Here is a 25,718-nt window from a genome sequence, read left to right on the forward strand (position 1 = left end):
GGTGGTTGTCATGTCGCGTTTGGTGTTACCGTTGACCAGCAGGGTGTCTGTGCCATCTCCGGAATCGGAACCAATAACCAAGCCCCGCAGTACAACCAGCCACCCAACGGTGTCGTACCACCGAACGGTGCTCCGCGCCAAGGCCTCCCGGGATACAACTCCCCGCAGTACAGCCCCGCACCGAACGGCCGCAACTGGAACCAGGGCGGCGACAGCTCGTGGCTGGGCACCCAACATGCCCCGAATAATCCACCATCACAACAGGATCCGGGAGCATCTGCGGCGTAGCAGGGCATGCCCCAATCCCCGGGAGTGTCCGCCCATGCCCGTGCAACAGGCACGGCCCGCCGCCCAGCACGCCCAGGGTCGCCGATGCTACGCACCGGAGCAACCACAAGCTCCCGCACCGGTTTTCCTGCAGTCGTTCGAGGGCGCGGGCGGCACCGCGATGCTGGACCCGGCGACCGGCGCGGTCCTGACACCGCGCGGACCCATCGGCCCGACAAGCGGGTTCTACGGGACCGTAGGCGATTTGCCGGTGGCGTGTTACCGGGACCGGGGCAGGCTGGTGCTGCGCGGCCGGGACCGGCTGTTCGATCTGGACGGCGGCTCGGCCGGAATCTATTGGGGTAACACGGATGTGGGTCACGTCAGATTCCAGGTCGGCTGGAATGGAGTCTGCACATTCGAGACCAGTTATTGTCGACTGCCCGCCGAAACCGATTTCGGGCTGTGGTTGCGTGATCTGCTCGCCGATGAACGGCGCCGGGCCGGAATCTTCCGCTGATGGAGACTGTCAATGAGACAACGACACCCAGTTACTTCCGCGTCGACGCCGAGAAGCGATACCGTTGTATGGCGTGACGGCGGCGCACGCGGCAAGATTGCCGTTGCCGGCGATGAGGCAGACCGTTGCGGCAACAAGGAGGACGTGACCATATGACCGATCCGCAGCAGGATCCCGCCGAGGGCGGCGAGGCTCCGGACGTCAACTTCAGCCTGAGTGGCCTCGGCGGTGCGCCGTCCGCGCCGCCGCCCGCCGCGCAGGCCCCCGCCGCCGGTGAATCCGCCGAGCCCGCAGCGGAGAAGTCGCTAGTCGACGCTGACTCCGAGGCGCCGCAGGAACCGGCCGCGTCCTCGGTCGAGGAGCAGGCGACCCAGCTGGCCCACAGCATCGCGCGGGAGCTGGCCGTCGCGGGCCCGGAGGGCTGGCGGCGGCTCGAGGCGATCTTCGCGCTCACGGTCGCCGGCGGGGTGAGCTACACCCTCTACTACGACGACGCCGACCGCGTCGCGCGGCTCGAACCCTCCACCGAGATCCTCGAACTCGTCGGCATGCAGCGCGAGCTGTCCGCGCAGCTGGGCGACGGCCCGTGGTGGCGGATGGTGGTGCAGCTCGACGTCACCGGTCAGGTCGAGGTCGATTACGACTACGGCGACGAGCCCTTCCCCGACGATCAGCTGCTGATCCCGGACGCGTATCTGGCCGATCTGCAGGCCTTCCCGCGCGACCGGGTGCCGGTTTGGCTCGCGGCCTACATCGGCCACGATAACCGCCAGTGGCGCACGCCGCAGCAGGCCGCCGCGCAGACGCGCAACGACCAGGAGGCGGGCATCACCGCCGTGGCCTCGTCCGACGACTTCCCGGTGCTGCCGGTGTTGTGGGCGCGCTGGGCGACGATCGCGGCGGCCTTCGTGGCCATCGGCTCGGAGTGGGGTCCGCGAATCCTGCCCGCGCTGGGCGTCTTCGAGGGTTCCGCGCGCAGCGGCTCCACGCTGTACGTGCTGCCCGGCGGGCGCGCGGTGCTCTCCGGCGGCGTGTGGGATGCCCCCGAACTGGACGCGGCCTACAACGACGGCGAGCCGATGCCGGACGTGTATGCCGGCGCCCCGGAGTGGGTGGCGAACCAGGTGCTCAACCCGCGCGCCGCGCGCGGCATGCTCTCGTTCTGCTACTGGTGGGACCGCGGCAGCTGGTACCGCGGCGAGTCCCCGACCTCCGACCGGATCAGCGCGGCCGTGCCCGGGGTGTGGTCGGCGCAGACCGTCGCCGATGTGGTGTGCGGCGTCGTCAGCGCGGATCCCACCGAGGAGCAGCGCACGGCGGCGGCGAACCTGGTGGCGGCCGCGGAAGCCGGTGTGGTGACCCGCAATACGCTCGCCGCGCTGTTCGACGACCCGTCCGACGATGTCGACGGCGCGTTGTATCAGCTGTCGCTGGCGGGCCTGGTCACCGCGGTGCCGGTCGCGCTGGCGCAGGACCGCGCGATCATCCTGGTCCGCGAGCACATTCAGGGCCTGGGGATCGACACCTCGCGATATCCGTTGGACGAGTTGGTCGCCGAGCGCCTGAATGTGGGCTGGATGGTGTTCGTTCCGGTTCCCGAGGGGGAGATCGCGATCGGCCGCGCCATCTTCTACATCGCCGACGACGGCGTGATCGAGCAGTCGTCCTCGTCGACGGCGCCATCCATCTACATCGAGGGGTTCGAGGAACGCTTCAACCGGCGGCAGACCGGCGCCGCGGCCGACTTCACGCTCTGAGACAACCGATTTCCGGCGCCCCGGGGTCAGCAGCTGCCCCGGGGCGGCGCTCTCTAATCGCTGCGCTCGTGCTTGATCGCGCGGACCACCGTAGCGACCTCGTTGTTGATCAGATCAACCAGCTTCCGGGCATCGACACCCCGCACGATCCGTGGGGAGTCGAAAGTGATTGCGCAACGCCCGTCGTCCACCAGATCACGTAATTCGAGCATGCGGCTCGTGATCCCGCGCGGTCCGAATCGCGATTTCCCCTGGATCACCTTGACCAATGCGATGGTGCCCACAGGGGTGGCGAAGAACCGTTTGGTCCGGTCCATTCCGGACTCTTCGAAGGAGTCGAATACCGCGGACTCGACGTATTCGTAATTCGGTGAATCCCGTTGTTGTGGGTCGGCGCGCAGCGCCAGGTTGGAGATCTTGCTGGGAGATGCGTCGGGCAATTCGCGCACGATCTCGTCGGCCAGGCCTATCGCGCTGCATTCGGTGACGATGAATCCGCTACTGTGCCAGATGGTTTCCCCGGGCAACTGCCGGACCACATAGCCCTGACCGCCCTTGCGCGCACCGTACATCCGGATGCTGTGTTCCGGGTTTTCCGGATTGCGGTTGTCGAGGGCGCGCAGCGTCACCTTGATATCCGGATCGGCGATCGCGTCGAGGGCCTCGCCGAACTCCTGATCGCCCTTCCGGCGCAGTTCCTCGATGGCCACGCGTTTGAGACGCTCGAACTCGCCCCGCCCCGGCGCGACATGCGACAGCGGAATGGGAAGGTAATCGTCCTGCACCGATTCCCACAGGGCGAGGAACTCGAATTCGCTGAACTTCCAGGATCGGTTCATTGCTCGACGATGGGTTTGGCGACGACGGGGGCCTCACCGAGCGCGGCCTCGAGCCATTCCTCGGAATCGAGGAATTCGGCGCGCTTGCGCTCCTTGTCCTGCTGCTGCCCGCCCCGTGCCGCCCCGCCCATTCCGGCCATACCGGGTGAGCCGTAACTCGATGCGCCCGCGGCGATTCCGGCCTTCGCCTCGCCGGCGATGGCATCCTCGAGCTGTGCTGCGCTGGCCGCGCGGGGGAACAGCTTGGACGAGGCCACCGATTCTTTGCTCAGCTGGGACAGCTCATCGCCGAGGGCCTTGCCGCCGCCGCCCAAGCTCTTGCCGAGGCCACCCAGGGAACTCGCCATGCTCGCCAGGCCCGGAACGCTGGACAGGCCGTCTGCGAGGCTGGCGGCGGCGCTCTGCTGGCCGGCCGACAACCCCTGCTGGGCCAGCTGCTGACCGGTCTGCATGAGTTGCTGCAACCCCTGCTGTGCGGTCTGCGCGGCTTGTTGTGTTGCCTGTTGCTCCTGGGATGCCTTCTGCTGGGCGGCTTGCTGTTGCTGCTGTTCTTGTTGCTGCTTCTCCTGTGCCTTCAGAGCTTCCTGCTGCTGGGCCTGCTGCTCCTGCTGCTGCTTTTGCTCTGCGGCTCGCTGTTTGGCGAGGTCCCGCTGTTGCTGTTGCTGCTCGTTCGCCAGGGCGTTCTGGGTCGAACGCTGGCTGGCGGTCGAGAGACTCGGACTCGGACTCGGACTGAGGCTCGGCGAGGAGTACGGTGATGGATTGGGATGGGGGTTCGGATTGGGGTTCGGATTCGGATTGGGGTTGGGGTTCGGATTCGGTTTGGCGGCAAGCGGATTCGCCGGTGCGGGAAGCTGGAACATCGCCGACGAGGCGGTGGTCAACGCGGGTCGGTATCCCTTGTCCATCAGACCGGCGGCGAGGGCGCGAGCTTCGTCGTCGTTGATATGGGCGATGTCGCCGTTCTTGTCGCCGGGCGAGCCCGGGTCGACATCGTTGCACGCCATACCGACCGGGCCCTGCAGATTCATCATCTGACGGCTGAGCCAGCTGAGCGTCGTACCGATCACGTTCATGTAGTCGGTCAACGGCTGGGTCGTCGTGACGTACGACGAGGTGGCCGCGGCGGCCGCCTCCTTACCATTGCCCTCCCAGTTCTTGCTGACCGTCGACATTTGTGAGGTCAGATCATTGAAGGCGCCGGACAGTTCGGTCGATATGCGGCACCAGGCCCACGCCACGAACATGTTGGCGTCCGCGGCCCCGTAGACGGAGTTGACGAAGCCCTGCATCTGGGTCTTCCAGCCGATCTGCATTCCGTACTCGGGAATGACATCTATCGAATCGGGCGTCATGCCGTTTTTGCCATATTGTGCGATCTGGTCCGACGACGGTGGCTGGTCGTCGTACTGTTTGGTACTCGACTCCTGGTCCTGCTCCTGACCGAGGTAGGGATCCATCCAGTTCTTGCCGACGGTGGCATCCAGCAGGCTGCCGTATTGACGCGGGTCACGCGCCTTGATCTGGTACTTGCCCGGATCCGCCTTCTTCGCGATGGCGTCGAACTGCTGGTTGGAATTGGAATCGGCGCCCTGGTAGGTCTTGTCCACCAGGACGAAGGCCTCACCGAGATCGGTCAGCGCCTTTTCCTGATCGCCGAGAATGGTGTCGAGTTCCTTGCCCCGATTCGCGAATTTCTGTGTCAGTAGGACGCTTTCGGGTAGACTGCTGATATCGGTCGGCGCACCGAGTTTGGAATCGGATGCATCTTTGCGTGCGGCGGTCACCAGGGCCAGCACATCCGCTACCACTCCCGCCAGTTGCCGCCCCTGCCCGTCGGGAAGTGTGAGGCGATTGGCACCGTTCTTCGTCGACCCGTACTGACTCAGGGTCTGGCCGAGATCGTTGTCACCCACAGCAGACTCTCCTCACCGACTCGATGTCCGCGGTTACGCCTCGTGTGATCGAGGTAAGCTCACGACAACTCGGGTCCCCGCGAGATCGATCCTGGCACACCCGCGCGGTGGCGGCCAAGACATTAGTCCTGGGGGCGTGCGCGGAGGGGAATTGAGGAGCGGGGGCGTCCCGTTCGACGTACGCTGAGACCATGTTCGCTGGACATGGCCGGTTCGATGAGGTGGGGGTTCCCAGATGAGCACCGAGAGTGCCGGGTTCGACATCGACCGGGTCGTCAGTGATGCGGTGGTCAGCGATGCGATCGTCGGCGAGTCCGGGAGATCGGACGATGGCCCCGATGATGCGGGCGAGCAGGGCGATTCGGGCGTCGATCAGCAGCAGCCCGTACTCACCGAGTGGACCGCGAGCTCGCGGACCGGTTCCATCACGGTGCGTACCACAGAACAGGGCCTGCCGCTGGGTATCTCGGTGGATCCGGCCGAATTGAAGCGCGACCCACGGGCATTGGCGAGCGAGGTGGTGCGGCTGTGCAAACAGGCCGCCAACCGCGCCGCCCTCGCCCGGCGCACCGAGTTCGAGGAGGCCGGGGTCGCACCGGAAATGCTGCGGCTGATGCGTCTTCCCACCACGGAGGAGGTCGCGCAGGCCGAGCTGCGCGAGGAAGACGAGTACGAGACCGAGCCCGAGAGCTGGCTGCGGTCCATCTGACACGGGCCGGCCGGCGACAGGGTTGACGAAGAGTTCAGGGGGGAATGGTATGAGGGAGCAGCATGTACGAGTCGATGGATGAGCTGGAGGCCAGCGTGCGCAAGCGGCTATACCGCATGCGCGATCTCGGCGACGACATGGCCGGGATCCGGGGCCGGGAGACGTCCGAGGACGGCTCGATGACGGTCGAGGTGGACGGCAACGGCGCGTTGCTGGATCTCGAACTGTCCGACGGGATTTCGCACATGACGCCCGAGCAGTTCGAGCAGACCCTCGTGACCACGGCCTATGCCGCGGCGCGTAACGCATTCGCCGAGCGGGCCGATCTGGTTAATACTTTCAACGACGAGGTTGCCAGCTGGTGAATCTTGCAGGGCGAAGTGGCCGAACCCATGTTTTGGGGGCAGCCGAACCTTGGCGAGATGTAGGTCAGTCTGTCTACCATTGTTACAACACGTTTGCCTTACCAGAGCGGGGAATTCGATGGACCGTCTTGCCGCGACACCAGATGCCATTCGAGGATACGGGGACGCCTCGGCAACCATGGCGACCACCATCGCCACGGTTGGGAACGTCGACCAGGCTGCCACGGTAGGCGCCGCGGTCCCGGTCTTCGGCCTGATCGGCCAGGATTTCCTGGCCTCCTTCGCCTATGCGCAGGCCAACCACATCTCCTCGGTGAACGAGCTGGCCGAGGTGCATGCGGGCACCGCGCTGACCGCGTACGACGCCGCGAATCACTATCAGAACACCGACGATTCGTCGGCCGGTCACATCGGTTCGGTCTGAGCCGATGAACGCCCCCATCGACCCGAGCATCTCCAGTCTGCTGCGGGGTAGTTCGCTGGCGCCCATGATGGACCAGCCGGTGAGCCACATCCTGCACGGCATGGGATTGCCGCAGCTGCCGCAGCTTCCCCCGATGCCCCCGCTGCCGGGGCTGCCGCCGCTGCCGCAGATCGACCTGACGGCCATCGTCCGCCCGCTGACGGACATGGCCTCGGCCTTCGGCACCGGACAGTTCGGCGGGGGCGCCACGCATCCGGCGGTCGGTGTGGCCCCGAGCATTCCACCGGCGACCAGCAACGCCCCGGCCGTCTCGCACGCCCCGGCGGCGAGTAACTCCCCGGCGAACCCGCAGAGCAAGCCCGCGACCCCGAATGCGCCCGCGGCGACGAACAATTCGCCGCAGCCCAACAAGCCGGGCGCGCCCGCGGGGTCGAATGCGCCTGGCTCCGGCCAGGCTTCGCATCCGAACACCCCCGATCCGACCCAGGTCCTGCAGGCCATCAGCACCGGCCTGCAGACCGTCCTGCAGCTGGGCAGCACGGCCCTGCCGCTGCTGATGCAGCTGTGGCAGGGCCAGGGTTCGCAGCAGGCGGCCGCGACCGGTGCGAAGGCGGCCTCGTCGGGTACCGAGCTGGCCACCCAGAGTGGCAGCCAGAAGGCGATTCTCGGCGCGGGCGCCGGATCGGTGGCCCTCGGCGGCGCGCAGATGGCGGCGGTCATGGGCAAATACCTGACCACCGCCGCGATCACGGCGCCGTTCCTCGTCGTCCCCGGCGGGCAGGCATTCCTGCTCGAGGCGACGGCGGAGGCGATCGCCGAAGGCCTTGGGGTGACGGCGAATACGCGCGCGCAGATGGCGGTTCACTCGGTGAACATGACCGCGGCAGGCAAGAAGGTGAAGGTCACCGCCGCGCCCACCGGGGTCAAGTCGGTCTCCTCGCTGGCGGACGCGGCGTCGTCCTCGGGCTCCTCGTCGTCGGGCAGCTCGCTGCAGCAGCTCATGCAATTGCTCTCTCCCGCAAGCAGTCTGCTCAGCACCGGCATGCAGTCGGCGCAGCAGCTGGCCAGCGTCGGGCAGTCACTCAACCCGAGCGCCGCGGCCAAATCCATTAACGATTCCGCGGCACTCGGCGATTACAAGAGTGAGTCCGGCGGAAGTTCGCTGGGCGGTGGAGGTTTCGGTCTCGGTGGTGGCGGCGGTGCCGTGGCCGCGGTGCCGGCCACCCCGCTCAGCCCGTGGGCGGGCACAGCGCCCGCGGGTACCGCGACTCCGGCCTCGACCGCAGGCACGGGCGTCGCCGCCGAGCCGGTGGAGGCCTCGTCGGTCGGTGGGTCCTCACCCATGATGCCGATGGGCGGCGGTGCGGCGGCGATGGGCGCGACGAAGAGCACGACGGCCTCGGCCATCGGCGACGCGGCGGGCCACAACCTGGTGACGAGTAACAACGGCGACGCGGTCGTCGGTCCGATGGAGGGTGTGACGATGCCGGTGGTCGGCGCGCTCGCCAGTCCGCAGACCGTCGAGGCGCCACCGGACAAAGAATTGACGTTGTGATGGTGATTGTCGAACCGATTGTGAGGACGTCATGACCGAGAACAAGTCCGACGGAGTCTATTTCGACCCCCAGGCCGCCACCGAGGCAGCCGGTCGCCTGGACGCGCTGGCCCAGCGCCTGCGCGACGACCTGGCCGCCAGCAAGGCCGCGCTCACCGTCCCGCCGGCCGGCGCCGACGAGGTGTCGCTGCGCGCGGCGGGCACCATGAACGATGTCTCGGGCTCGTTCAACACGAGCGCCGACGGCGGTGTCGCCGAACTGCAGAAGCTGGCCGCCTCGCTGCGCGCGCAGGTCAACCACTTCGGTCAGACGGAGAGCGACAACGCCGCCGGGATCGAATCGGCGCGGCAGGTATAGGCGCCATGATCGAACCACCGCAGTCCGGGTTCACCGGCGTGGTCTGGGAGGCGCGCGAGCCCGACCGGCTCGCGCGCGATCTCGGCACCGGTCCCGGCCCCCTGCCGATGGCTGAGGCGGGCGTCGCCTGGTCGCGCCTGGCCGCCAGCTTCGGTGCCGCGGTGGTCGAATACGAGGCCATCCTGGTCTCCCTGCGTGGCGCCTGGCAGTCGGTCTCCAGTGCCGATGTGCACGACCGGCTTTCGAGCCTGCGCGACTGGCTCGGCGGCGCGGCCCAGGCCGCGGCTGCCAATGCCGCCAAGGCCGAGCAGCAGGCCGCGGCCAACGAGCTGGCCCGGCTCACGATGCCGAACATGGCCGAGATCGAGCTGATCGTCCAGGCGCAGCAGATGCTGCAGTCGATGGGCGCCGCCCTCGGCTCGCCCATTCACGCCGTCGCCGCGGTCACCGATACCAATGCCGACGCCGCCAAGGCCGCGGCGTCGCGGGTGATGCGCATCTACGAGGCCGCGACCGAACCGCTGGCCACCCCCTGGTCGCAGGACCATCCGCCGGTGCTGACCTCCGATGCCGCGCTGATCGCCGAGCGGGCCGGGTCGCCGATGTCGCAGTTGCCGTCGATGCCCCAGATCTCCTCCGCGGCACTGCCGCAGGGCTTCGACCCCGCGGCCCTGTCCGCCGCGATGCCCGCGCCGGCGCCGACCGCCTACGTCGCACCGGCGTACGACGACGCGCCCGCGACGCAGGAAGTGGCGCAGGAGGTTCCGGTCGCGGCGACGGCCGACGCCGTCGGCCAGGTGCCCGCCACGCCGTTGCCGGGCCCCATCGCGGCGGGCGCCCCCGCCATGCCCGCATCCCAGGTCGAGGTCGAGCATCGCGCCGGGCTGACGATCGAGGGCGCCGACCATATCGGCGTCGACAGCGGAATCGTCAGCGCCCCGGCGGTTCTCGGCGGTTCGACGTCGGCCCCCGCGGCGCCCACACAGACACAGACGCAGTCCCACGGCAACCCGCAGCCCGGGGCGGCCTGATGACGACGCTGACCAACGACGGCCTGTTCGCGGTCGCCGAGCGGCTCGGGGTGCAGACCCTGCCCGTGGCCTTGGCCGTGGCGCCGCAGCATGATTCGTACGACGAGTGGCGAAACGCCCAGGAGGAGACCGTCGCCGGGCTGACCGCCGCGGGCATCTTCGACTCCTACGGCGAGGTGAGCCCCGAGCTGGCGCAGGCGCTGTTCGCGCTGTCGCAGCCGGAGCGCGAACTGGTGGTGCGTGCCTACCGCACCCCGGAGAATCCCGATGCCCCCACCGTTGTCGTGCGGGCCTGCCTGGCCCTGCGCGGTAACGACCACGCGTTCGCGGTGCGCACCGGCGACGAGTTCGACGTGCAGTCCGTCTGGGCCGACGGTTCGGCGGCCGCTTCGCTGGCCCGCCCGCTGCTGAGCGTGTTGGGCTCCGGCACACCCGCCGAGATCACCGAATTCAGCGCGCACTCAGACGAACTGAGCGAGCGCCTCAACGAGGCCACCACCGCCGCCGACTACGCCGACGCGTGCTTCGCGCTCGGGGTACAGGGCCGCGAGGCCACCCTGCTCGGGCTCGCTTTCGAGTCCTGCCATGCCTATGCCGAGATCGTGGCCTACGACCATGACGAGGGCATCACCACCCGAGCGCCGGGCGCGATCGCGGTCTACGACACCGGCCGCGGCCGGATCGTGGTAACGCCGGGCATCGCACCCGACCAGACCCCGTGGTCGACGGTCACACCGGGCACGGATCAGCGGATCGCGCAGGCGATTTCGGCGCTGATCGAATTGCTGCCCGGGGGAAGGTGGCTGCGGCAATAAGTCCTGAAAGATATGCGAAAGTCCCTTATTCTGAAGGAGATCGGATGCGATCTCCGATAAGTAACCAAGATGAGAGGTTGTGAACAATGGCTGGAGCAGTTGGCGCCAATCTAGACGCCGTCAAGACGCTGGCGTCGAATTTCGAGAATTCCATCAACGCTATCCGTGGCGAGATCTCCAAGATCGACGACGCGGCCCAGCAGGTCAGGTCAGGCTGGAAGGGCGACGCCAATGGCGCGTTCATGAGTGCCTCCAGCAACTGGCACGACACGGCCAAGACGCTGGAAAATGATCTGGACATGCTGACCAACGCCGTGAAGGACGGCCTGAACAAGCTGATCTCTATGGACCAGGGCAACGCCGGACACTAGTAATTCCATACTTCTCGAACGGAGGAATGATCAATGGGTGAGATCTATTACGACCCTGCGGCAATGAACACCCTGTACGACGACCTGCAGCACTCGGGCTCCACGCTGCACACCGAGGCGGAGAACCTCAAGGGTTACGCGGCGCAGTTCCACAACGCCCTCCAGGGTGACAGCGCCAACGAGAACTTCGATGCGGTCTTCAAGAAGTGGGGCACCGATTACGACGACCAGCTGCAGGTGCTGAACCAGCTCCAGCAGTCGGTCGAGGACGCGCTGCACCGCGCGCTGGCGGCGGACTCCGCGGTTGGCCAGGGGTTCAACGTTTTCTGATGCGGTCCCCGAGACCGTGTAGGACGACTACACAGATTCGGCCGGTCGAGCAGATGCTCGATCGGCCGAATTGTTTTCGGTAATTTTTCGGTAATTCTCCCGAATTGTATTGCCAGCGTTCACTTACCGTACAGTGACGAAATATTAACGCGTGGCCAGCGATTCACCGATGTACTGCATTTCGTCGGGCGTCGTGACCATCTGCACCGTCGCCGCATCGGTAGCGGTGCGCACGGTGATCATATTCGGCTGCGAGGGATCCTGGGACAGCGTGACATCGGGGTCGAAGGGGCTTTCCGGCCCGTTCTCGTCGCGCACGTGCAGGATCGTCGCACCGCCGGGCAGGGCGGTGGGCGTGATGCCGTCGAATACCACGACCGTCGTTGTGGGATAGGGACTTCCGGGCTGCACCGCGGGCAGCGGCGGGTGATGGCTGGCGCCCGCGGAGCGCGGCGCCAGCGACAGCGAGCCCGGCGCGCCGACGTTCGTGACCATGGTGTTCCACGCGTCCGGGCGCATCGTGTGCACCACGGTGTGCGCACCCAGCGCGATCGCGCGCAGCACCACCTGCTGGGCCAGGTCGAGCTTGCCGATGACCTCCAGATGCCTGGTGCCCTCGCCGATCAGCGGCACCGCGATGCCGCGGCCGGTCGGGTCGGCGCCGATGAGCTGGCCACAGCCGGCCGTGGGTACGACCAGGCCGTTGAGCGCGTCCAGCGGGCCGCGGTGATCGTCGGGGGTGTCCCCGCGCGGGGTGGCGATGGGCAGGCTGTCCAGCAGCGCCCGCAGCTGCTGGCCGGGCAGCCGGCGCAGGCCCGGCACGGGCGCCTCCGCGGGCTCGCGGATGGTGTCGAAGCGCACCAGCGCGTGCAGGGAGATGGTCGGCTGGGCGTTCTCCTCGCGCCCCGCCCGTGAGGGCATGGGCCGCAGCCGCACGGTGATGGTGGTGGACAGGCTGGGCGCGGCCCACAGGTCAGCGAAACCCGGAGAGGCGATCAGATCGCGCCCGATCGCGTAGCTGGTCAGGTGTAGTCCCTGATATTCCAGCGTATCCGGGGATTCCTTGAACTGGTCCGGGCTGATGCCGTGGGTGAGTTGCCGTACCGCGCTGTTGATTTCGCTCGCCGTCAGCACCGACACCGTAATGTTGCGTGCCGCAAGACGATTCGATACCCGGCGGGTGGCGATGATGGCCGCCCGCAGCGCGCCCGTCCCGCCGCCGCCGCGATTGTCCACCGCCTCGGCGTTGGCCAGCGGGTCCAGCCGCAGCACCAGCCACACCGTGCGGCGGCCGATCGCGGGCAGCGGGCCCAGGATCCGGTCGTAGAGCCAGGCCACCGCGCCGTTGCTGGCGGTGCGCGCCCCGGTGCTGACGATGTCGATCGAATCGAGTGTGATGTCGAATTGCCCCAGGCAGCTGGCGATCTCGCTGAGCTGCAGGTCCTGGCGCGAGCCCAGCGAACCCGGGCGCAGCCAGGTCATCGAGTCCGGCGGCGGCTCGATCCGCAGCATGGTGATCAGCCGGTCGTCGTCCCAGCGCACGCCGTAGCTGCCGCCCTCGGGCAGCGGCACGTCGAACGCCTCCGGCGGCTCCTTGCTCGGATCGTGCTGCCACTTGTTGAGGCGAAAGGCCATGGCGCCCGCGATCATCGCGGCGATCGAGCGCGGGTGCCGGCGGCGTACCGGCGCCAGCGCGATCGGCACGACGACCACGCCGATCGGAACGCAGTAGTACCAGGGCAGTTTGAAGGCCATCGCGATCCAGCCCGCCAGTGCGGCCAGCAGCAGCACCGGGATGACCAGCCGCAGCGGAAAGTTCCGGAAGAACCAGAAATCCTGATCGTGCAGCGCCACCGGGGTGCGGGCGCGGCCGGGGGCACCGGTCGGTGCGCCGGCGTTGGGGGCAGGATTCGGCCCCGTGTAGACGATCGCTTCTTCGGTCATCGTTACCGGGCTTTCCCCACTGTGCTCATGAGAATATGGTGCAAAACCGGCGGCGCCCGTGTGGTGGGATCGGCCGGTTTCCCGGATTACGTTACCTGTTCCGGCTGCGAGTGGCGTGGTACAGGGACAACCACATAGGCTTTGACATGAGGGGCGCACCGTTTTACCGGGTGCGGCGACGACCTAGCGTTTCGAGGGAGATCCAGTGCCGGCTCAGCTCACCACCCGCGCACAGGTCAATGGCTATCGATTCCTGCTGCGCCGGCTCGACCACGCCATGGTCCGCCGCGACGTGCGCATGCTGCACGACCCGATGCGCTCGCAGTCCCGCTCGCTGATCATCGGCGCCATCCTCGGCATCCTCGGGGTGGCCGGCGCCGCGATCCTGGCCCTGATCCATCCGCAGGGCTCGATCGGCAACGCGCGGATCATTCTCGGCAAGACCAGCGGCGCGCTGTACGTCATCGTGAAGGACCAGTCGGGCACCACCGCGCTGCATCCGGCGCTGAATCTGGCCTCCGCCAGGCTGATTGCCGGGAGCGCCGAAACCCCGACGTCGGTGGCGGACGACAAGCTGAGCTCGTACACCCTCGGTCCGCTGGTGGGGATTCCGGGCGCGCCCGCCGCACTGCCGGGGTCCGCGCAGGGCCAGCATTCGGACTGGTCGATGTGCGAGACGGTCACCCTCTCGGCGAACGGCAACGCCTTCGGCAGCTCGACCACCACCTCGACCGTGGTGGCCGGGCCGCCCCAGCTGGGTTCGCAGGCACGCATCGCGACAAACAACGAAGGGGTGCTGGTCAAACACGGCGACAAGGAGTACCTGCTGTATGACGGCAAGCGCTCCGAGATCGATCCCAACGATACGGTCGTCGCGCGCACGCTGAACCTGGCCAACCATCCCGCTCGCCCGACGGGCACGGCCCTGCTCGACGTCGCGAACCCGGAGCCGCCGCTGGCCCCGCCGACCATTCCGCAGGCCGGGGCGCCCGGCCCCGGCAAGTTGTCGAGTGTGCCTGTGGGAGGCGTCATTTCGGTGGCCGCCGCGGACGGCAGCGGTCCGCCGGACATGTACGTGGTGCTCGCCGATGGCGTGCAGAAGATCGGCCCGTTCGCCGCGCAGATGATCCGCAACGCCGACTCGCACGGGATGAGTGAGGTCAAGGCCGTGACACCCGATGTGCTGGGTGGCATCTCGGTGGTCACCTCGCTGCCTATCACGCACTTCCCCAACGCGATCCCGAAACTCATTTCCGCCGAGGACGATCCGGTGGCCTGCGTATCGTGGAACAAGAGCGCCGGGCAGGCGACGCAGGCGGTGACCGACTCCAGCAATCCGGCCGACAAGGCCACCGTGCGGCTGCTGGTCGGCACCCACCTGCCGCTGCCGGGCACCGACCAGCCGGTGAAGCTGTCCAGCCCGACCGGCTCCGCGGACCACGTGGACAACGTCTACGTCAAGCCGATGACGGGGGAGTACGTGCAGACCACCGGGATGGATTCGGGCAGCCTGCGCCGCGACGGACTGTTCTACATCACCGACAACGGAATCCGTTTCGGCATACCGGATCTGGCCACCGGGAAGTTGCTGGGCCTGGGCGGCACCCCGCACCTGGCGCCCTGGTCGATCGTCGGGCAGCTGATCCCGGGCCCGACACTGTCCCAGAAGAACGCCCTGACCAGTTACGACACCCTGCCCACCGGCGACAGCTCCGACGGCTCCCCGGACGCGTCCACGCCGTCGGCCACCCCGACCTCGACGGCCACCCCGGTCGCGCGCCCGCAGCCGATCCCGACTCCCCACGCGGTCCCGGCGGCGAACACGAACTGACGGCACGAAAAGCTGAGCCCCTGTGCGACGTTCGTCGCGCAGGGGCTCAGTTGTTCAGGGCTGCAGGCTATGCGAGGCCGAGCGAGGACAGCACGGTCGACAGGGCCGCGTGCATGTCCGGAGCCTCGATGCGCATCAGCGCCGACTCGTCGATCTGGGTGAGATCGACCGAATCATCGTTGGCGAGGCGGAATTCCCGCTCCTCCTCGGCGGCCTCGATCACGTTGCGGATGAAGCGGCCGTTGCCGGCGAGGTCGACGCCGCGGCGGGGGTTGCCGCTCTGATCGGTGCTCTCCAGGTTGTACAGCCGTTCGCAGACCGTGACCAGGATCTGCTGTGCCTCGAGGGACAATTCGGAGTCACGGGCCTTGGCGACGACGCCGCCGATCTGGCCGAGCTCCTCGGCGTTGTAGGAGGGGAACTGCAGGCGCTTGGAAAAGCGGGACGCCAGACCGTCGTTGGCGGCCAGGAACCGATCGATCTCGCCGTCGTATCCGGCGATGATCACCACGAGCCGGTCGCGGTCGTTCTCCATCCGGGCCAGCAGGGTGTCGACGGCCTCGCGGCCGAACGCGTCACCTCCGGACAGGCCCGTCTGGATCAGCGTGTACGCCTCGTCGATGAACAGCACACCGTCCATGGCGCTGTCGATCACCGCCTCGGTCTTGATCGCGGTGCCACCGAGATTCTGGCTGACGAAGTCGACACGCTTGGCCTCGACGACCTTGTCTGTCTTCAGAATGCCGAGGCCACAATATATCTTGGCGACCACGCGGGCGATGGTGGTCTTACCGGTGCCGGGCGGGCCGGTGAATGCCAGGTGGTTGCCGCGCGCGGCGGCCGCCAGGCCCTTCTCGGCGCGGATCTTGGCCAGCTGCGCGCTCGACTGCAGCCGGGCCACCTGGGTTTTCACCGACTTCAGGCCGATCTGGCGGTTGAGCTGCTCCTGAGCCTGCTCCAGCACCTTCTTCGCGCGGTCCTGGTTCTCGGCCTCCTCCTTCTCCTGCATCGAGGGCGCGGAGGCGGGGTCCCAGCGGTCGGTGCGCGCGGCGATGGTCTCCTTGGAGGTGACCGTGATCCGGTAGGTGCGGTCGCGCATCGCCTCGGTGTTGGCGGCGAAATCGGGCGCCTGCGAGTACACCTTCTCGAACAGCGCCAGCGCCTGCTGCTCCTCGCCCGTCTCCCGCAGGCACAGGCCGCGACAGAACATGGCGGTGGTGCGGGCGGCCGGGATCGGGCCCTCCTCGGCCTTCTCCATGCGGCGGATGGCCTCGCCGAACAGGCCCAGCTGGGCGCAGGCCGAGCCGACCATGACGTGCGCCCCGGCGGCCATGTACGGATCGTCCCACTCGGCGGATCCGGCCAGCACCGTCATGACATCGGGCCAGCGCTGGGAGTTGTAGTGCATGACGCCGCGCAGGTAGGCCGCGAGGCGATTGTCGGCCTCGGTGTCCGGGCCCGGGGCCTGTGCGCGCCGGAAATTGGCGAGCTCATCGAGCACCCGCTCGGCCTCGTCGTACTCCTTGTCGGCGATCAGCTGACCGGCCTGCGCGCACCAGATCTCGGCGTAGTTGGCCAGCGGATAGTCGATGTACAACCCCGTGACGAACCGCCCGGACAGCGCGCGGGACTGCAGCCCGAGCCGGCGTTGCTCCCGATAAAGCGTGGTGCCGCTGGTCTTGTACAGATTCAGCAGCACCTCGCGGGACGTGTCGCCGGCGGCGGCCAGGCCCAGCCAGGCGTCGCACATCGTCGGATCCCACTCGGTGGCACGTTGAAACGCCAGTTTGGCGTAGTCCAGATCGCGCGTCGCCTCTTGCCCATCGATGGTCAGCCCAAGCGACAGGACCCCGGCGTCGAAGGCGCGCTGTGCTTGGCGGTTGCCGGTCATAACAGTCGAACCCCGATGTTTCTTAGAAGTTGGGCCATTCCCGTATCTCTCCTGACCAGCCTACCGATCGCGCCCCGCCCTCCTGTCGGATAGATTAAGGTTCGCTGCCGAAAGGTTGCAACGTGAACGCATTTGACGGGGTGAGAGTGGTTCTGCCAGCACGCAGATCGTCGTGCGGAGCACCGTTGGTCACCGTGGATCGGGGTTGACTGTCTCATGAGCACACCATCACCAGGCGGCCGGACCGCCGCTGAGCCCGAACTGTGCCGCGTGTCGGTCATCGGAGGGAACACCCAGCTCGACGTCGGGCTGCCATCGGCCATACCCGTCGCCAGCTTCATCGGCGAGCTGGTCGAGCTCATCGAATCGCGCAATCCCGATCCCGGTGACACCGAGGAGGACGCCGGATCGCTCGAGACCCAGCACTGGACGCTGGCGCGCCTTGGCCGCGAGCCCATCTCGCCGAACCGCACCCTGACCGAGGCCGAGGTCTTCGACGGCGAGCTGCTGGTCCTGCGGGCGGTCGGCGCGAAGGAAACGCCCGCCCTGTTCGACGATGTCATCGATGCCGTATCGCGGCTGACGGCGGATTCGTTCCGCGGCTGGACTCCCCAGGCCGCCCGGTGGACCGGACTGGTCGCCGCCGTCGTGGCGACGGTGATCGCGATGCTGCTGCTGGCCGGCGGACGGGCCGAGGGCGAGGGGCTGGCGGCGCCGTTCATCGCGCTCGGCGTCGGCCTCGCCGCCATGGTCGCCGCCGCGATCGCGGTGCGCCGCTACGGCGATGCGCTGTCGGCCACCTGGCTCTCACTGGCGGGGCTGGTGCTGATGTTCACTGCCGGGGCGCTGTTCATTCCGGGGTCGTTGGGCAGTCCGCGTGTGCTGCTGGGCTTTTGCGTGACGCTGCTGGTCGCGACCGCGGGCTATCGCGCGACCGGCGTTGCGGCGACGCTGTTCTCGGCGGCCATCACGGTCTCGATATTCGGCGCGATCGCGGCGGCCGTGCATATGATCTGGGATCCGGCGCTGCCCAAGATCGCCTCCGGGCTCCTGGTGGGCGCGCTGGTCGTGGTCTCCTCGGTGCCGCGCCTGTCGGCCGTGCTGGCGCGGCTGCCCGTCCCGCCGGTGCCCACGGCCGGCGGGGCCATCGACCCGGCCGACCACGAGCCGCGCCCCACCATCGAGGGCATCGGCGCGATCGGCGCCACCGCCCTGCCCTCAGCCATCGGCCTGGGGCGACGGGCCAAGGCGGCCAACGAATATCAGACCGGCGTGCTGACCGGATGCACCCTGGCCGGGGTGGTCGGCGCGGTCGGGTCGGCCGATCCGCTCGGCGGCGCGCACTGGCCGGGCATCGCGCTGGCCGCGGTGGCCTCGATCATCCTGGCCCTGCGCGGGCGCTCGTTCGCGGACCTGACCCAGGCCGGGGCGCTGATCGCCGGCGGCGCGGTGACCTTCGTCGCCACCACGGCCGGTGTGGCGCTGGGCGATTCGAGCGCCCGGCTGCTCGCGGTGGGGCTGCTGCTGCTGTTCGCCGCGGCGGTGGTGGTTTTCGGCATCATCGGCCCGCACCTCGAGATCACCCCGGTCATGCGGCGGCTCAGCGAGCTGTTCGAGTACGCCCTGATCATCGCGGTGATTCCGTTGGTGCTGTGGATCATGGGCGTATACGGGATGGCCCGCGGCATATGAGTGGGGCGCGATACGCCGGCGGCGTCCGGCGCGGTGGCCTGCGGATTGCCTGCGCGGCAACGATTCTCGGCGCGGCCGTCTTCGGGGTGCCGGGGCCCGCGACGGCGGTCTCCCCGCCGACAGTGAATCCCGGCGCGCTCGGCCCCGCCCTGGACCTGAGCGGCCGGCCCGGGCCGCTGGAGCCGACCAAGCAGAAGACCGTCTGCGCCACGCCGATGCTGTCGGGCTCGCCCCCGGCGGACGCGCCGATCGCGCAGCGGGTGCTGGATCTTCCGACGGCGTGGAAGTTCTCGAAGGGCGACGGGCAGAAGGTCGCGGTCATCGATACCGGCGTGAATCCGCATCCGCGGCTGCCCCCGGTGCAGCCCGGCGGCGACTACGTCGTCGCGGGCGGCGACGGCCTCACCGACTGCGACGGCCACGGCACCATCGTCGCGGGCATCATCGCCGCGCGGCCCAGCACGACCGACGGATTCGCCGGTGTCGCACCGAATGCCGCCATCATGTCCATCCGTCAGCTGAGCCTGGCCTACGAGGCCGCGAACTCGTCGTCGTCCTCGGCGCCCGGCGCCATCGCCAATGCCGGCTACGGCAATGTGCTCACCCTCGCCGCCGCCGTCGTCCGGGCAACCAATATGGGCGCCACCGTGATCAACGTGTCCGAGGTGGCCTGCACCCAGGCCGGCGGGAACACTGCCGACGGAACCCTCGGCGCGGCAGTGCAATACGCCTACAACCACAATGTGGTGGTCGTCGCAGCGGCCGGCAACATGCAGTCGGACGGGCCGTGCAAGACCCAGAACTCGGATTCCGGTTGGGAAAACGTGCAGACGATACCGAGTCCGGCGTGGTTCGATAAATACGTGTTGTCGGTCGGTTCGGTGGATCCCAGCGGAGCGGTCTCGGATCTGACGCTGCAGGGCCCGTGGATGGGTGCTGCCGCGATCGGGCGCCAGATCGTGTCCCTGGACAGCAAGCCCGGCGGGACCGGACTGGTCGACAGCGTGAACGGCACAGACGGCGTGCGGCCCATCGAGGGGACGAGTTTCGCCACGCCCTTCGTCTCGGGCCTGGCCGCGCTGGTGCGGTCGCGCTTTCCGAATCTGACTGCCGGACAGGTCATCGACCGCATCGAGCGCACCGCCCACGCACCCGGCCGGGGGCGCGACGACAAGGTCGGGCACGGTCTTATCGATCCGGTGGCCGCGCTCACGGAGGTGCTGCCGGACGAGCCCGTCGGTACCGGCGCCCAGAAGGCCCACGCGTTGCCCACGCCGTACTTCCCGTCGCCGCCGGATCCGCGCCCGCGCGAATACGCGATCATCGGCTCGATCACTTGCCTGTCGGTGCTGGGGATCGGTGTACTGCTGGCGATTCCGCTGCGCCGCAAGCGTTCCGGTGATTCTCCAGATAGCGAGCTGTAGGGAAACATGATTACCGAAGGTTTTGTGCGCCGTCCCCGCATCGCTCCGCCGCGGGCGCCGGGCGGCGAGGTGACGCTCAGCCCGCCGCCGGAGGTCACCAGGCCGGTGCCCGGCCCGCTGATCGCCCGGATCATGCCGGTCGTCATGATCGTGGCCGTCGTCGGCATGATGGCGATGTTTGCGACGCAGGGGAAGTCGCTGCTGGGCAACCCGATGATGATGATGTTCCCGATGATGATGATGATGTCGATGGTCGGCATGGTCATGGGCTTCAGCCGCGGCGGCGGCAACAAGTCCGCCGGTGAGCTGAACGAGGAACGCAAGGACTATTTCCGCTATCTCGACCAGATCCGCCGGGACGTCCGGCGCACGGGGCTCAAGCAGCTGGAATCGCTGACCTGGAGCCATCCCGAACCGGTCGACCTGGAATCGATGGTCGGCAGCCGCCGGATGTGGGAGCGCCGCCCCAACGACCCGGACTTCGGGCACGTGCGCGTCGGAGTCGGAAGCCATCGGCTGGCAACGAAACTCGCCCGTCCGGAGACCGGTCCGATCGAGGACCTGGAGCCGGTGTCGACGGTCGCGCTGCGCCGGTTCGTGCGCACCCATTCGGTGGTGCACCAGCTGCCGACCGCGGTGTCGCTGCGCGCCTTCCCCGCGATCAACATCGAGGGCCCGGACGAGGACTCGCGCATGCTGGTGCGCGCGATGCTGATGGAGTTCACCGCATTTCACGGTCCCGATCACGTCGCGGTCGCGATCGTCTGCGCGGATCCGGACGGCCCGGCGTGGTCGTGGGCGAAATGGCTACCGCACCTGCAGCATCCGAGCGCGCGCGACGGCATGGGCTCGATGCGCATGATGTACGGCTCGCTGGGCGAGCTGGAGACCTCGCTGTCGGCGGAGCTGATGGAGCGCGGGCGGTTCATGCGCAATCCGCAACCGACACAGGGCCGCACGCATCTGCTCGTGGTCATCGACGACGGCTACGTGAACGGGACCGAGCGACTGGTCAGCGAGTCCGGCCTAGACTCGGTGACGGTGCTGGACCTGACCGCCCCCGAGAACGGCCTGGCCGCGCGGCGCGGCCTGCAGCTGGTCGTCGGCGACGGCGCGGTCAGCGCGCGCAGCGTGGCCGGGGTGGAGCGCTTCGCCACCGTGGATGAGATTGGATTGCCCGAGGCCGAGACCTTCGCCCGCTCGCTGGCCCGATACCGGATCGCGACCGCGGCGCAGATCGTCAGCCTCGGCGACGAGACCCGCGCCGATCCGGGCCTGATGGCACTGCTGAAGATCCCGGACGCCGCGCAGATCGAGCCGGCCAAGGTGTGGCGCCCGCGCACCCCGCGCGAGCGGCTGCGGGTACCGATCGGCATCACGCCCGACGGCACGCCGGTCGACCTGGACATCAAGGAGTCCGCCGAGAACGGCATGGGCCCGCACGGATTGTGCATCGGCGCAACCGGTTCGGGTAAGTCGGAGTTCCTGCGCACGCTGGTGCTGTCGATGGTGGCCTCGCACTCCCCGGACGCGCTCAACCTGATTCTGGTCGACTTCAAGGGTGGCGCAACGTTTCTCGGGTTGGACCCGCTCCCGCACGTCGCGGCGGTCATCACCAACCTCGAGGCCGAGCTGTCCATGGTCGACCGTATGAAGGACGCCCTGGCCGGCGAGATGAATCGCCGTCAGGAGCTGCTGCGCTCGGCGGGCAACTTCGCCAACGTCACCGAGTACGAGAAGGCCCGCGCCGCGGGCACGCCGCTGGACCCGCTGCCCGCGCTGTTCGTGGTCGTCGACGAGTTCTCCGAACTGCTCTCGCAGAAGCCCGATTTCGCGGATCTGTTCGTGATGATCGGCCGGCTGGGCCGGTCGCTGCACGTGCATCTGCTGCTGGCCTCGCAGCGCCTGGAGGAGAACAAGCTGCGCGGCCTGGACTCACACCTGTCCTATCGCATCGGCCTGCGTACCTTCTCCGCCAACGAATCCCGCGCGGTGCTGGGTATCACCGACGCCTACCACCTGCCCAGCGTGCCGGGTGCCGGCTACCTGAAGACCGACGCCGCGGATCCGTTGCGGTTCAACGCAACCTACGTCTCGGGCCCGTACGTGGCGCCGGCCACCTCGGGGCCGGTCGTCGGCCCCGGCGGGCGAATCCACGGCGGGCGGCCCACGGTGTTCACCGCCTCGCCGGTGGAGATCCCGGAACCGCCGGAAGAGCCGGAGCCCGAATTCGATCCGCTCGCACTGCCGGAGCCGCCGACCCCGGAGGCGCTGGCCGAGGAGGGCATTCCGGATTCGCTGCTCACCGTCGTGGTGAAGCGGCTGACCGGGCATGGGCGTCCCGCGCACGAGGTGTGGCTGCCGCCGCTGGAGGAGTCGCCCTCGGTGGACATGCTGCTGCCCGACCCGGATTGGCGCTCGCCCGCCAACCGGCACGGCCAGCTGTGGATGCCGATCGGCATCATCGACAAGCCGTACGAGCAGCGTCGTGACGTGCTGACCATCCAATTGTCCGGCGCCCGAGGGCATGTCGCGGTGGTGGGCGGTCCGCAGTCGGGCAAGTCGACCGCGCTGCGCACCATCATCATGGCCGCCGCGGCCACCCACACGCCCGAGCAGGTGCAGTTCTACTGCCTGGACTTCGGTGGCGGCAGCATGGCGGGCCTGGTCGGCATGCCGCACGTCGGCTCCGTCGCGGGCCGCCTCGACGTGGACCGGGTCCGGCGCACGCTCGCGGAGCTGACCACCATCATGCGCCAGCGCGAGGAGCGGTTCAGCGAACTCGGCATCGAATCCATGACCGAGTTCCGGCGCCGCAAGTTCTCCCAGATCCGCACCGACGGCACCATGCCGCCCGGAAATCCGCTGGAGCACGACAGGTTCGGCGACATCTTCCTGGTCATCGACGGCTGGGCGACGATCCGCGAGGAGTTCGAGACGCTCGAGCCGGCGATCCACGCGATCGCCGGGCAGGGCCTGTCCTTCGGTATCCACCTGATGCTCGCCGCGTCGCGCTGGGGCGAGATCCGCGCGGTGGTCAAGGACCAGATCGGCACGCGGCTCGAGCTGCGCCTGGGCGATCCGTCGGATTCGGAGATGGGCCGCCGGACCGCGGCGCTGGTCCCGGTCGGGCGTCCCGGCCGCGGTCTGACGCCCGAGGAACTGCACATGCTGATGGCGCTGCCGCGCCTGGACTCCCGCACCGATCCCGCCACCGTGTCCGAGGGCGTCGCGCTCTCCAAGCAGGGCATGGAACAGCTGTGGGGCACCCGCCGCGCGCCCGAGGTGCGCATGCTGCCGCAGCAGTTCTCCCGCGAGCAGCTGTTGCAGCTGGCAGCGGCGCGCGGTATCGAGCAGGGCTCGACCAAGATCGTGGTCGGCCTCGGCGAGAACGAATTGGAGCCGCTGGTCCTGGATTTCGGGGCCGAGCCGCACCTGATGGCCTTCGCCGACGTGGAGTGCGGCAAGACCACGCTGCTGCGCAACATCGCCATGGGCATCACCGAGAGCTGCACGCCCGAACAGGCGCGCATCATCATGGTCGACTACCGCCGCACCATGCTCGGCGTGGTCGAGGGCGAGCAGCTGGCCGGCTACTCCACCTCCTCGCAGACCTGTGGCGCGATGATCAAGGACGTCGTCGGCTTCCTGGCCGAGCGGATTCCGGGCGCGGACATCACCCCGCAGCAACTGCGCGAGCGCAGCTGGTGGAGCGGCCCGGAGATCTACATCCTGGTCGACGACTACGACATGGTCGTGCAGGGCTCGAACAACCCGCTGCTGCCGCTCAACGAATACCTGCCGCAGGCAAGGGATATCGGCGTGCACCTGATCGTCACCCGCCGCACCGGCGGTGTGTCCCGGGCGCTGTTCGATCCCGTGCTGGGCGGCATGAAGAACATGTCGGTGGCCGCGCTGATCATGAGCGGTCCGCGCGACGAGGGCAAGATCATCGGCGACGTGCGGCCCACCAAGCTGCCCCCCGGGCGCGGCGTGCTGGTCTCGCGTACCGCGGGCCAGGAGATGGTGCAGATCGCCTATCTGCCGCCGTTGTAAGCGGAGACGCTTCGCCGCTGAACTGGGCCGCCACGGGGCATTTCGCACCGGCGACCACACCTGCCCGGCGCGCATGCGGCTCTGCTGGGCACGTCGGTGGGCGTGGCAGTGAGGCACCGCGCGACCTGGCCGGCTGTTAGGGTTCGGCGGGGAGGTGGACTCGATCGTGAAGCGCTGTGTGGTGACTGCCGTGGCCGCGCTGCTGCTGACGGGCGCGGCGGCGTGCGGGTCCCCGACCGGCGGCGGGGATCCGGAGCCCGCCGTGGATCTCGCGCGGCTGGATCCGGGACCCTATGCGTCCCAGCCGAAGCCGTTTCACACCAACGATCCCAGGTTCGTGGCGGGCCTGTTCGAAGCCGAGCGGATGGCGAGTTGAAGACGGTACGGGTACTGGCGGTTTCGGCGCTGGCCGCGATCGCCCTGGCTGGCTGCGGCATGTCGGTGCCCGGCAGTCCCGTGGCCGGTGAGCTCGATGTCCGCGCACTCGACATCGGCGCGTACTCGGACCAGCCGCTCGAGTTCCGTTCGGAGTTCCGTCACAGCCTGGACGCCGGGACGGAATTGGCGATCATCCGGCTGGCCGGGCACGTGGCGCTCGGGTCCGAGATCAAGGTGCCGGTGCAGGTCGGCGCCGGCGTTTCCATTCCGGTCCCGCTTGTCGGCGGCGGGATGAGCGTGCTGCGCGAGCCCGGCGACTACGAGTCCTCGGTGGCGCAGGACCAATTTCGGGCGGTGCTCCAGCGGGACGGCATGTTGTTCGGATTCGGCGCGGACAGCGCCGACCGCTCCGAACCGAACGCGCACGCCGTGGCGGGGGATACCGCGTTGTCGCTCACCGTATTCCAATTCCCCGACGACGCCTCCGCGGCTGCGGCGGCCGGGGATCTCGAGGCGGTCGACTTCGCCGCGGCGCCCGGCAATGTCCCCGTGCAGCTGGCGAAATACCCTGCGGCCAAGGCGCATTGGCGGCCGGATATCCGGACGATGGGCGCCCGCATCGCCCACGGCTCCTATGTGGTCGACCTGTTCGCCCGGACCCCGCAGCCCGACCTGGCCGCACTGACGGCGCTGAGCGCAACGGCGCTCGATGTCCAGCTGCCGCTGCTGGACTCGCTGAAGCCGTTGTCGCGCAGGGATGTGCTGCACCTGGACTACGACCCGGACGGGCTGATGCGGCGCACGCTGAAGGTATCGCCCGATCCGAATCCCGATTTCGACCCGAAAACGACCGTCCCCGAGGGCGATATGGACCCGCGCGCACTGCTGCACCGGCTCCCCGAGCCCGCCGCGACCAAAGCCTTGCTGGCCGCCGACGGTGTCGACCGGGTCGCCCTGTCCGGTAGCACGGTGCTGATGCGCGCGCGCGACGAGGCGGCCGCGGCGTCGCTGTGGAAATCGCTGAATGCCACCGCCCCCAAGGACGTTCAGACCCCGCCCGGACTCTCGTCCGCGGGCTGCGGCGAGAACACCGACGCCGGGCCGACCGGCAAACGCTACACCTGCCGCGTGCGCTACCGCCGGTACGTGGCCACGGTATCGAGCGATCAGCTCGGCGACGTGCAGCAACGCGCCAGTGCGCAGTACGCGCTGCTTGCCAACGCGCAGTAGCGAATACCCTCGTCG

Annotated in this window: 21 protein-coding genes; 17 read left to right on the plus strand and 4 right to left on the minus strand. The window is 68.5% G+C overall.

The features are described 5' to 3' along the window. Window positions 1–322: 322 nt before the first annotated feature. Window positions 323–787 carry a hypothetical protein gene (locus ABH933_RS33570; RefSeq protein ID WP_429421778.1) on the plus strand — a complete coding sequence of 155 codons (465 nt, stop codon included), beginning with the start codon at window positions 323–325 and terminating at the stop codon, window positions 785–787. 152 nt (window positions 788–939) lie between these two features. Continuing rightward, a complete protein-coding gene (locus ABH933_RS33575; RefSeq protein ID WP_429421780.1) occupies window positions 940–2,544 on the plus strand; it encodes a hypothetical protein in 1,605 nt (534 codons plus the stop codon). Window positions 2,545–2,597: 53 nt separating this feature from the next. On the opposite strand, the gene ABH933_RS33580 is transcribed toward ABH933_RS33575, so the two are convergent. Both ABH933_RS33580 and ABH933_RS33585 read right to left on the minus strand, forming a co-directional pair. After that, window positions 2,598–3,383, minus strand: coding sequence for an ESX secretion-associated protein EspG (locus ABH933_RS33580; protein ID WP_429421782.1), 786 nt, complete (start codon window positions 3,381–3,383; stop codon window positions 2,598–2,600). After that, entirely contained in the window at window positions 3,380–5,299 is a 1,920-nt protein-coding gene (locus ABH933_RS33585) for a hypothetical protein (protein WP_429421784.1), read from the minus strand. Before ABH933_RS33585 ends, ABH933_RS33580 begins: the two co-directional genes overlap by 4 nt. A 235-nt stretch (window positions 5,300–5,534) precedes the next feature. On the opposite strand from ABH933_RS33585, the gene ABH933_RS33590 reads away from it, so the two are divergent. From ABH933_RS33590 to ABH933_RS33630, 9 genes are all read left to right on the plus strand, one after another. Next, window positions 5,535–6,008, plus strand: a complete 474-nt coding sequence (locus tag ABH933_RS33590; RefSeq protein ID WP_429421785.1) for a hypothetical protein — start codon at window positions 5,535–5,537, stop codon at window positions 6,006–6,008. Between the two features lie 62 nt (window positions 6,009–6,070). Continuing rightward, window positions 6,071–6,373 carry a YbaB/EbfC family nucleoid-associated protein gene (locus ABH933_RS33595; RefSeq protein ID WP_429421787.1) on the plus strand — a complete coding sequence of 101 codons (303 nt, stop codon included), beginning with the start codon at window positions 6,071–6,073 and terminating at the stop codon, window positions 6,371–6,373. 118 nt (window positions 6,374–6,491) lie between these two features. Next, on the plus strand, window positions 6,492–6,797 hold the full coding sequence (locus tag ABH933_RS33600) for a type VII secretion target (protein WP_215924078.1): 306 nt from the start codon (window positions 6,492–6,494) through the stop codon (window positions 6,795–6,797). A gap of 4 nt (window positions 6,798–6,801) precedes the next feature. Then, a complete protein-coding gene (locus ABH933_RS33605; RefSeq protein WP_429421790.1) occupies window positions 6,802–8,352 on the plus strand; it encodes a hypothetical protein in 1,551 nt (516 codons plus the stop codon). A 31-nt stretch (window positions 8,353–8,383) separates the two neighbouring features. Further along, window positions 8,384–8,710, plus strand: a complete 327-nt coding sequence (locus tag ABH933_RS33610) for a PE family protein (protein ID WP_429421792.1) — start codon at window positions 8,384–8,386, stop codon at window positions 8,708–8,710. 5 nt (window positions 8,711–8,715) lie between these two features. Beyond that, complete coding sequence (locus ABH933_RS33615) at window positions 8,716–9,741, plus strand: PPE domain-containing protein (RefSeq protein ID WP_429421794.1); 1,026 nt, start codon at window positions 8,716–8,718, stop codon at window positions 9,739–9,741. After that, on the plus strand, window positions 9,741–10,556 hold the full coding sequence (locus ABH933_RS33620; protein ID WP_429421796.1) for an ESX secretion-associated protein EspG: 816 nt from the start codon (window positions 9,741–9,743) through the stop codon (window positions 10,554–10,556). Before ABH933_RS33615 ends, ABH933_RS33620 begins: the two co-directional genes overlap by 1 nt. A gap of 86 nt (window positions 10,557–10,642) precedes the next feature. Further along, window positions 10,643–10,927 carry a WXG100 family type VII secretion target gene (locus ABH933_RS33625; protein ID WP_429421798.1) on the plus strand — a complete coding sequence of 95 codons (285 nt, stop codon included), beginning with the start codon at window positions 10,643–10,645 and terminating at the stop codon, window positions 10,925–10,927. A 33-nt stretch (window positions 10,928–10,960) separates the two neighbouring features. After that, entirely contained in the window at window positions 10,961–11,257 is a 297-nt protein-coding gene (locus ABH933_RS33630; protein WP_429421800.1) for a WXG100 family type VII secretion target, read from the plus strand. A 144-nt stretch (window positions 11,258–11,401) separates the two neighbouring features. Here the strand turns inward: ABH933_RS33630 and eccE are convergent, their stop codons facing one another. Next, window positions 11,402–13,201 carry a type VII secretion protein EccE gene (gene eccE / locus ABH933_RS33635; RefSeq protein ID WP_429421802.1) on the minus strand — a complete coding sequence of 600 codons (1,800 nt, stop codon included), beginning with the start codon at window positions 13,199–13,201 and terminating at the stop codon, window positions 11,402–11,404. 205 nt (window positions 13,202–13,406) lie between these two features. Here eccE and eccB point away from each other — a divergent pair, with 205 nt between their 5' ends. Then, the gene (gene eccB, locus ABH933_RS33640) at window positions 13,407–15,032 is read left to right on the plus strand and encodes a type VII secretion protein EccB (protein WP_429421804.1); all 1,626 of its coding nucleotides are present in this window, start codon (window positions 13,407–13,409) and stop codon (window positions 15,030–15,032) included. Window positions 15,033–15,099: 67 nt separating this feature from the next. Here the strand turns inward: eccB and eccA are convergent, their stop codons facing one another. Next, the gene (gene eccA / locus ABH933_RS33645; protein ID WP_429421806.1) at window positions 15,100–16,923 is read right to left on the minus strand and encodes a type VII secretion AAA-ATPase EccA; all 1,824 of its coding nucleotides are present in this window, start codon (window positions 16,921–16,923) and stop codon (window positions 15,100–15,102) included. A gap of 216 nt (window positions 16,924–17,139) precedes the next feature. Here eccA and eccD point away from each other — a divergent pair, with 216 nt between their 5' ends. From eccD to ABH933_RS33670, 5 genes are all read left to right on the plus strand, one after another. Then, complete coding sequence (eccD, locus tag ABH933_RS33650) at window positions 17,140–18,615, plus strand: type VII secretion integral membrane protein EccD (protein ID WP_429455199.1); 1,476 nt, start codon at window positions 17,140–17,142, stop codon at window positions 18,613–18,615. After that, window positions 18,612–20,039: a type VII secretion-associated serine protease mycosin gene (gene mycP / locus ABH933_RS33655; RefSeq protein WP_429421808.1), complete on the plus strand. Its 1,428-nt coding sequence runs from the start codon at window positions 18,612–18,614 to the stop codon at window positions 20,037–20,039. The genes eccD and mycP overlap by 4 nt, the downstream gene beginning before the upstream one ends. 6 nt (window positions 20,040–20,045) lie before the next feature. Further along, window positions 20,046–24,095, plus strand: a complete 4,050-nt coding sequence (gene eccCa / locus ABH933_RS33660; protein ID WP_429421810.1) for a type VII secretion protein EccCa — start codon at window positions 20,046–20,048, stop codon at window positions 24,093–24,095. A gap of 154 nt (window positions 24,096–24,249) precedes the next feature. After that, window positions 24,250–24,471 (plus strand): hypothetical protein, encoded by a 222-nt coding sequence (locus ABH933_RS33665; protein WP_429421812.1) that lies wholly within the window; start codon window positions 24,250–24,252, stop codon window positions 24,469–24,471. Beyond that, window positions 24,468–25,703 (plus strand): DUF7373 family lipoprotein, encoded by a 1,236-nt coding sequence (locus tag ABH933_RS33670; protein ID WP_429421814.1) that lies wholly within the window; start codon window positions 24,468–24,470, stop codon window positions 25,701–25,703. Before ABH933_RS33665 ends, ABH933_RS33670 begins: the two co-directional genes overlap by 4 nt. The last annotated feature ends 15 nt before the right edge of the window (window positions 25,704–25,718 follow it).

It is taken from the genome of Nocardia sp. GP40, assembly GCF_050434125.1.
Taxonomy (GTDB): Bacteria; Actinomycetota; Actinomycetes; order Mycobacteriales; family Mycobacteriaceae; genus Nocardia; species Nocardia albiluteola.

Bases quoted from the DNA above. Each gene is read 5' to 3' on its own strand.
- ABH933_RS33575 (WP_429421780.1), top strand. From the start codon at position 940: ATGACCGATCCGCAGCAGGATCCCGCCGAGGGCGGCGAGGCTCCGGAC.
- ABH933_RS33615 (WP_429421794.1), top strand. From the start codon at position 8,716: ATGATCGAACCACCGCAGTCCGGGTTCACCGGCGTGGTCTGGGAGGCG.
- eccA (WP_429421806.1), bottom strand. From the start codon at position 16,923: ATGACCGGCAACCGCCAAGCACAGCGCGCCTTCGACGCCGGGGTCCTG.
- eccCa (WP_429421810.1), top strand. From the start codon at position 20,046: ATGATTACCGAAGGTTTTGTGCGCCGTCCCCGCATCGCTCCGCCGCGG.
- ABH933_RS33590 (WP_429421785.1), top strand. From the start codon at position 5,535: ATGAGCACCGAGAGTGCCGGGTTCGACATCGACCGGGTCGTCAGTGAT.
- ABH933_RS33580 (WP_429421782.1), bottom strand. From the start codon at position 3,383: ATGAACCGATCCTGGAAGTTCAGCGAATTCGAGTTCCTCGCCCTGTGG.
- eccE (WP_429421802.1), bottom strand. From the start codon at position 13,201: ATGACCGAAGAAGCGATCGTCTACACGGGGCCGAATCCTGCCCCCAAC.
- ABH933_RS33570 (WP_429421778.1), top strand. From the start codon at position 323: ATGCCCGTGCAACAGGCACGGCCCGCCGCCCAGCACGCCCAGGGTCGC.
- eccD (WP_429455199.1), top strand. From the start codon at position 17,140: ATGAGCACACCATCACCAGGCGGCCGGACCGCCGCTGAGCCCGAACTG.
- ABH933_RS33610 (WP_429421792.1), top strand. From the start codon at position 8,384: ATGACCGAGAACAAGTCCGACGGAGTCTATTTCGACCCCCAGGCCGCC.
- ABH933_RS33625 (WP_429421798.1), top strand. From the start codon at position 10,643: ATGGCTGGAGCAGTTGGCGCCAATCTAGACGCCGTCAAGACGCTGGCG.
- ABH933_RS33600 (WP_215924078.1), top strand. From the start codon at position 6,492: ATGGACCGTCTTGCCGCGACACCAGATGCCATTCGAGGATACGGGGAC.
- ABH933_RS33620 (WP_429421796.1), top strand. From the start codon at position 9,741: ATGACGACGCTGACCAACGACGGCCTGTTCGCGGTCGCCGAGCGGCTC.
- ABH933_RS33605 (WP_429421790.1), top strand. From the start codon at position 6,802: ATGAACGCCCCCATCGACCCGAGCATCTCCAGTCTGCTGCGGGGTAGT.
- mycP (WP_429421808.1), top strand. From the start codon at position 18,612: ATGAGTGGGGCGCGATACGCCGGCGGCGTCCGGCGCGGTGGCCTGCGG.
- ABH933_RS33630 (WP_429421800.1), top strand. From the start codon at position 10,961: ATGGGTGAGATCTATTACGACCCTGCGGCAATGAACACCCTGTACGAC.
- ABH933_RS33595 (WP_429421787.1), top strand. From the start codon at position 6,071: ATGTACGAGTCGATGGATGAGCTGGAGGCCAGCGTGCGCAAGCGGCTA.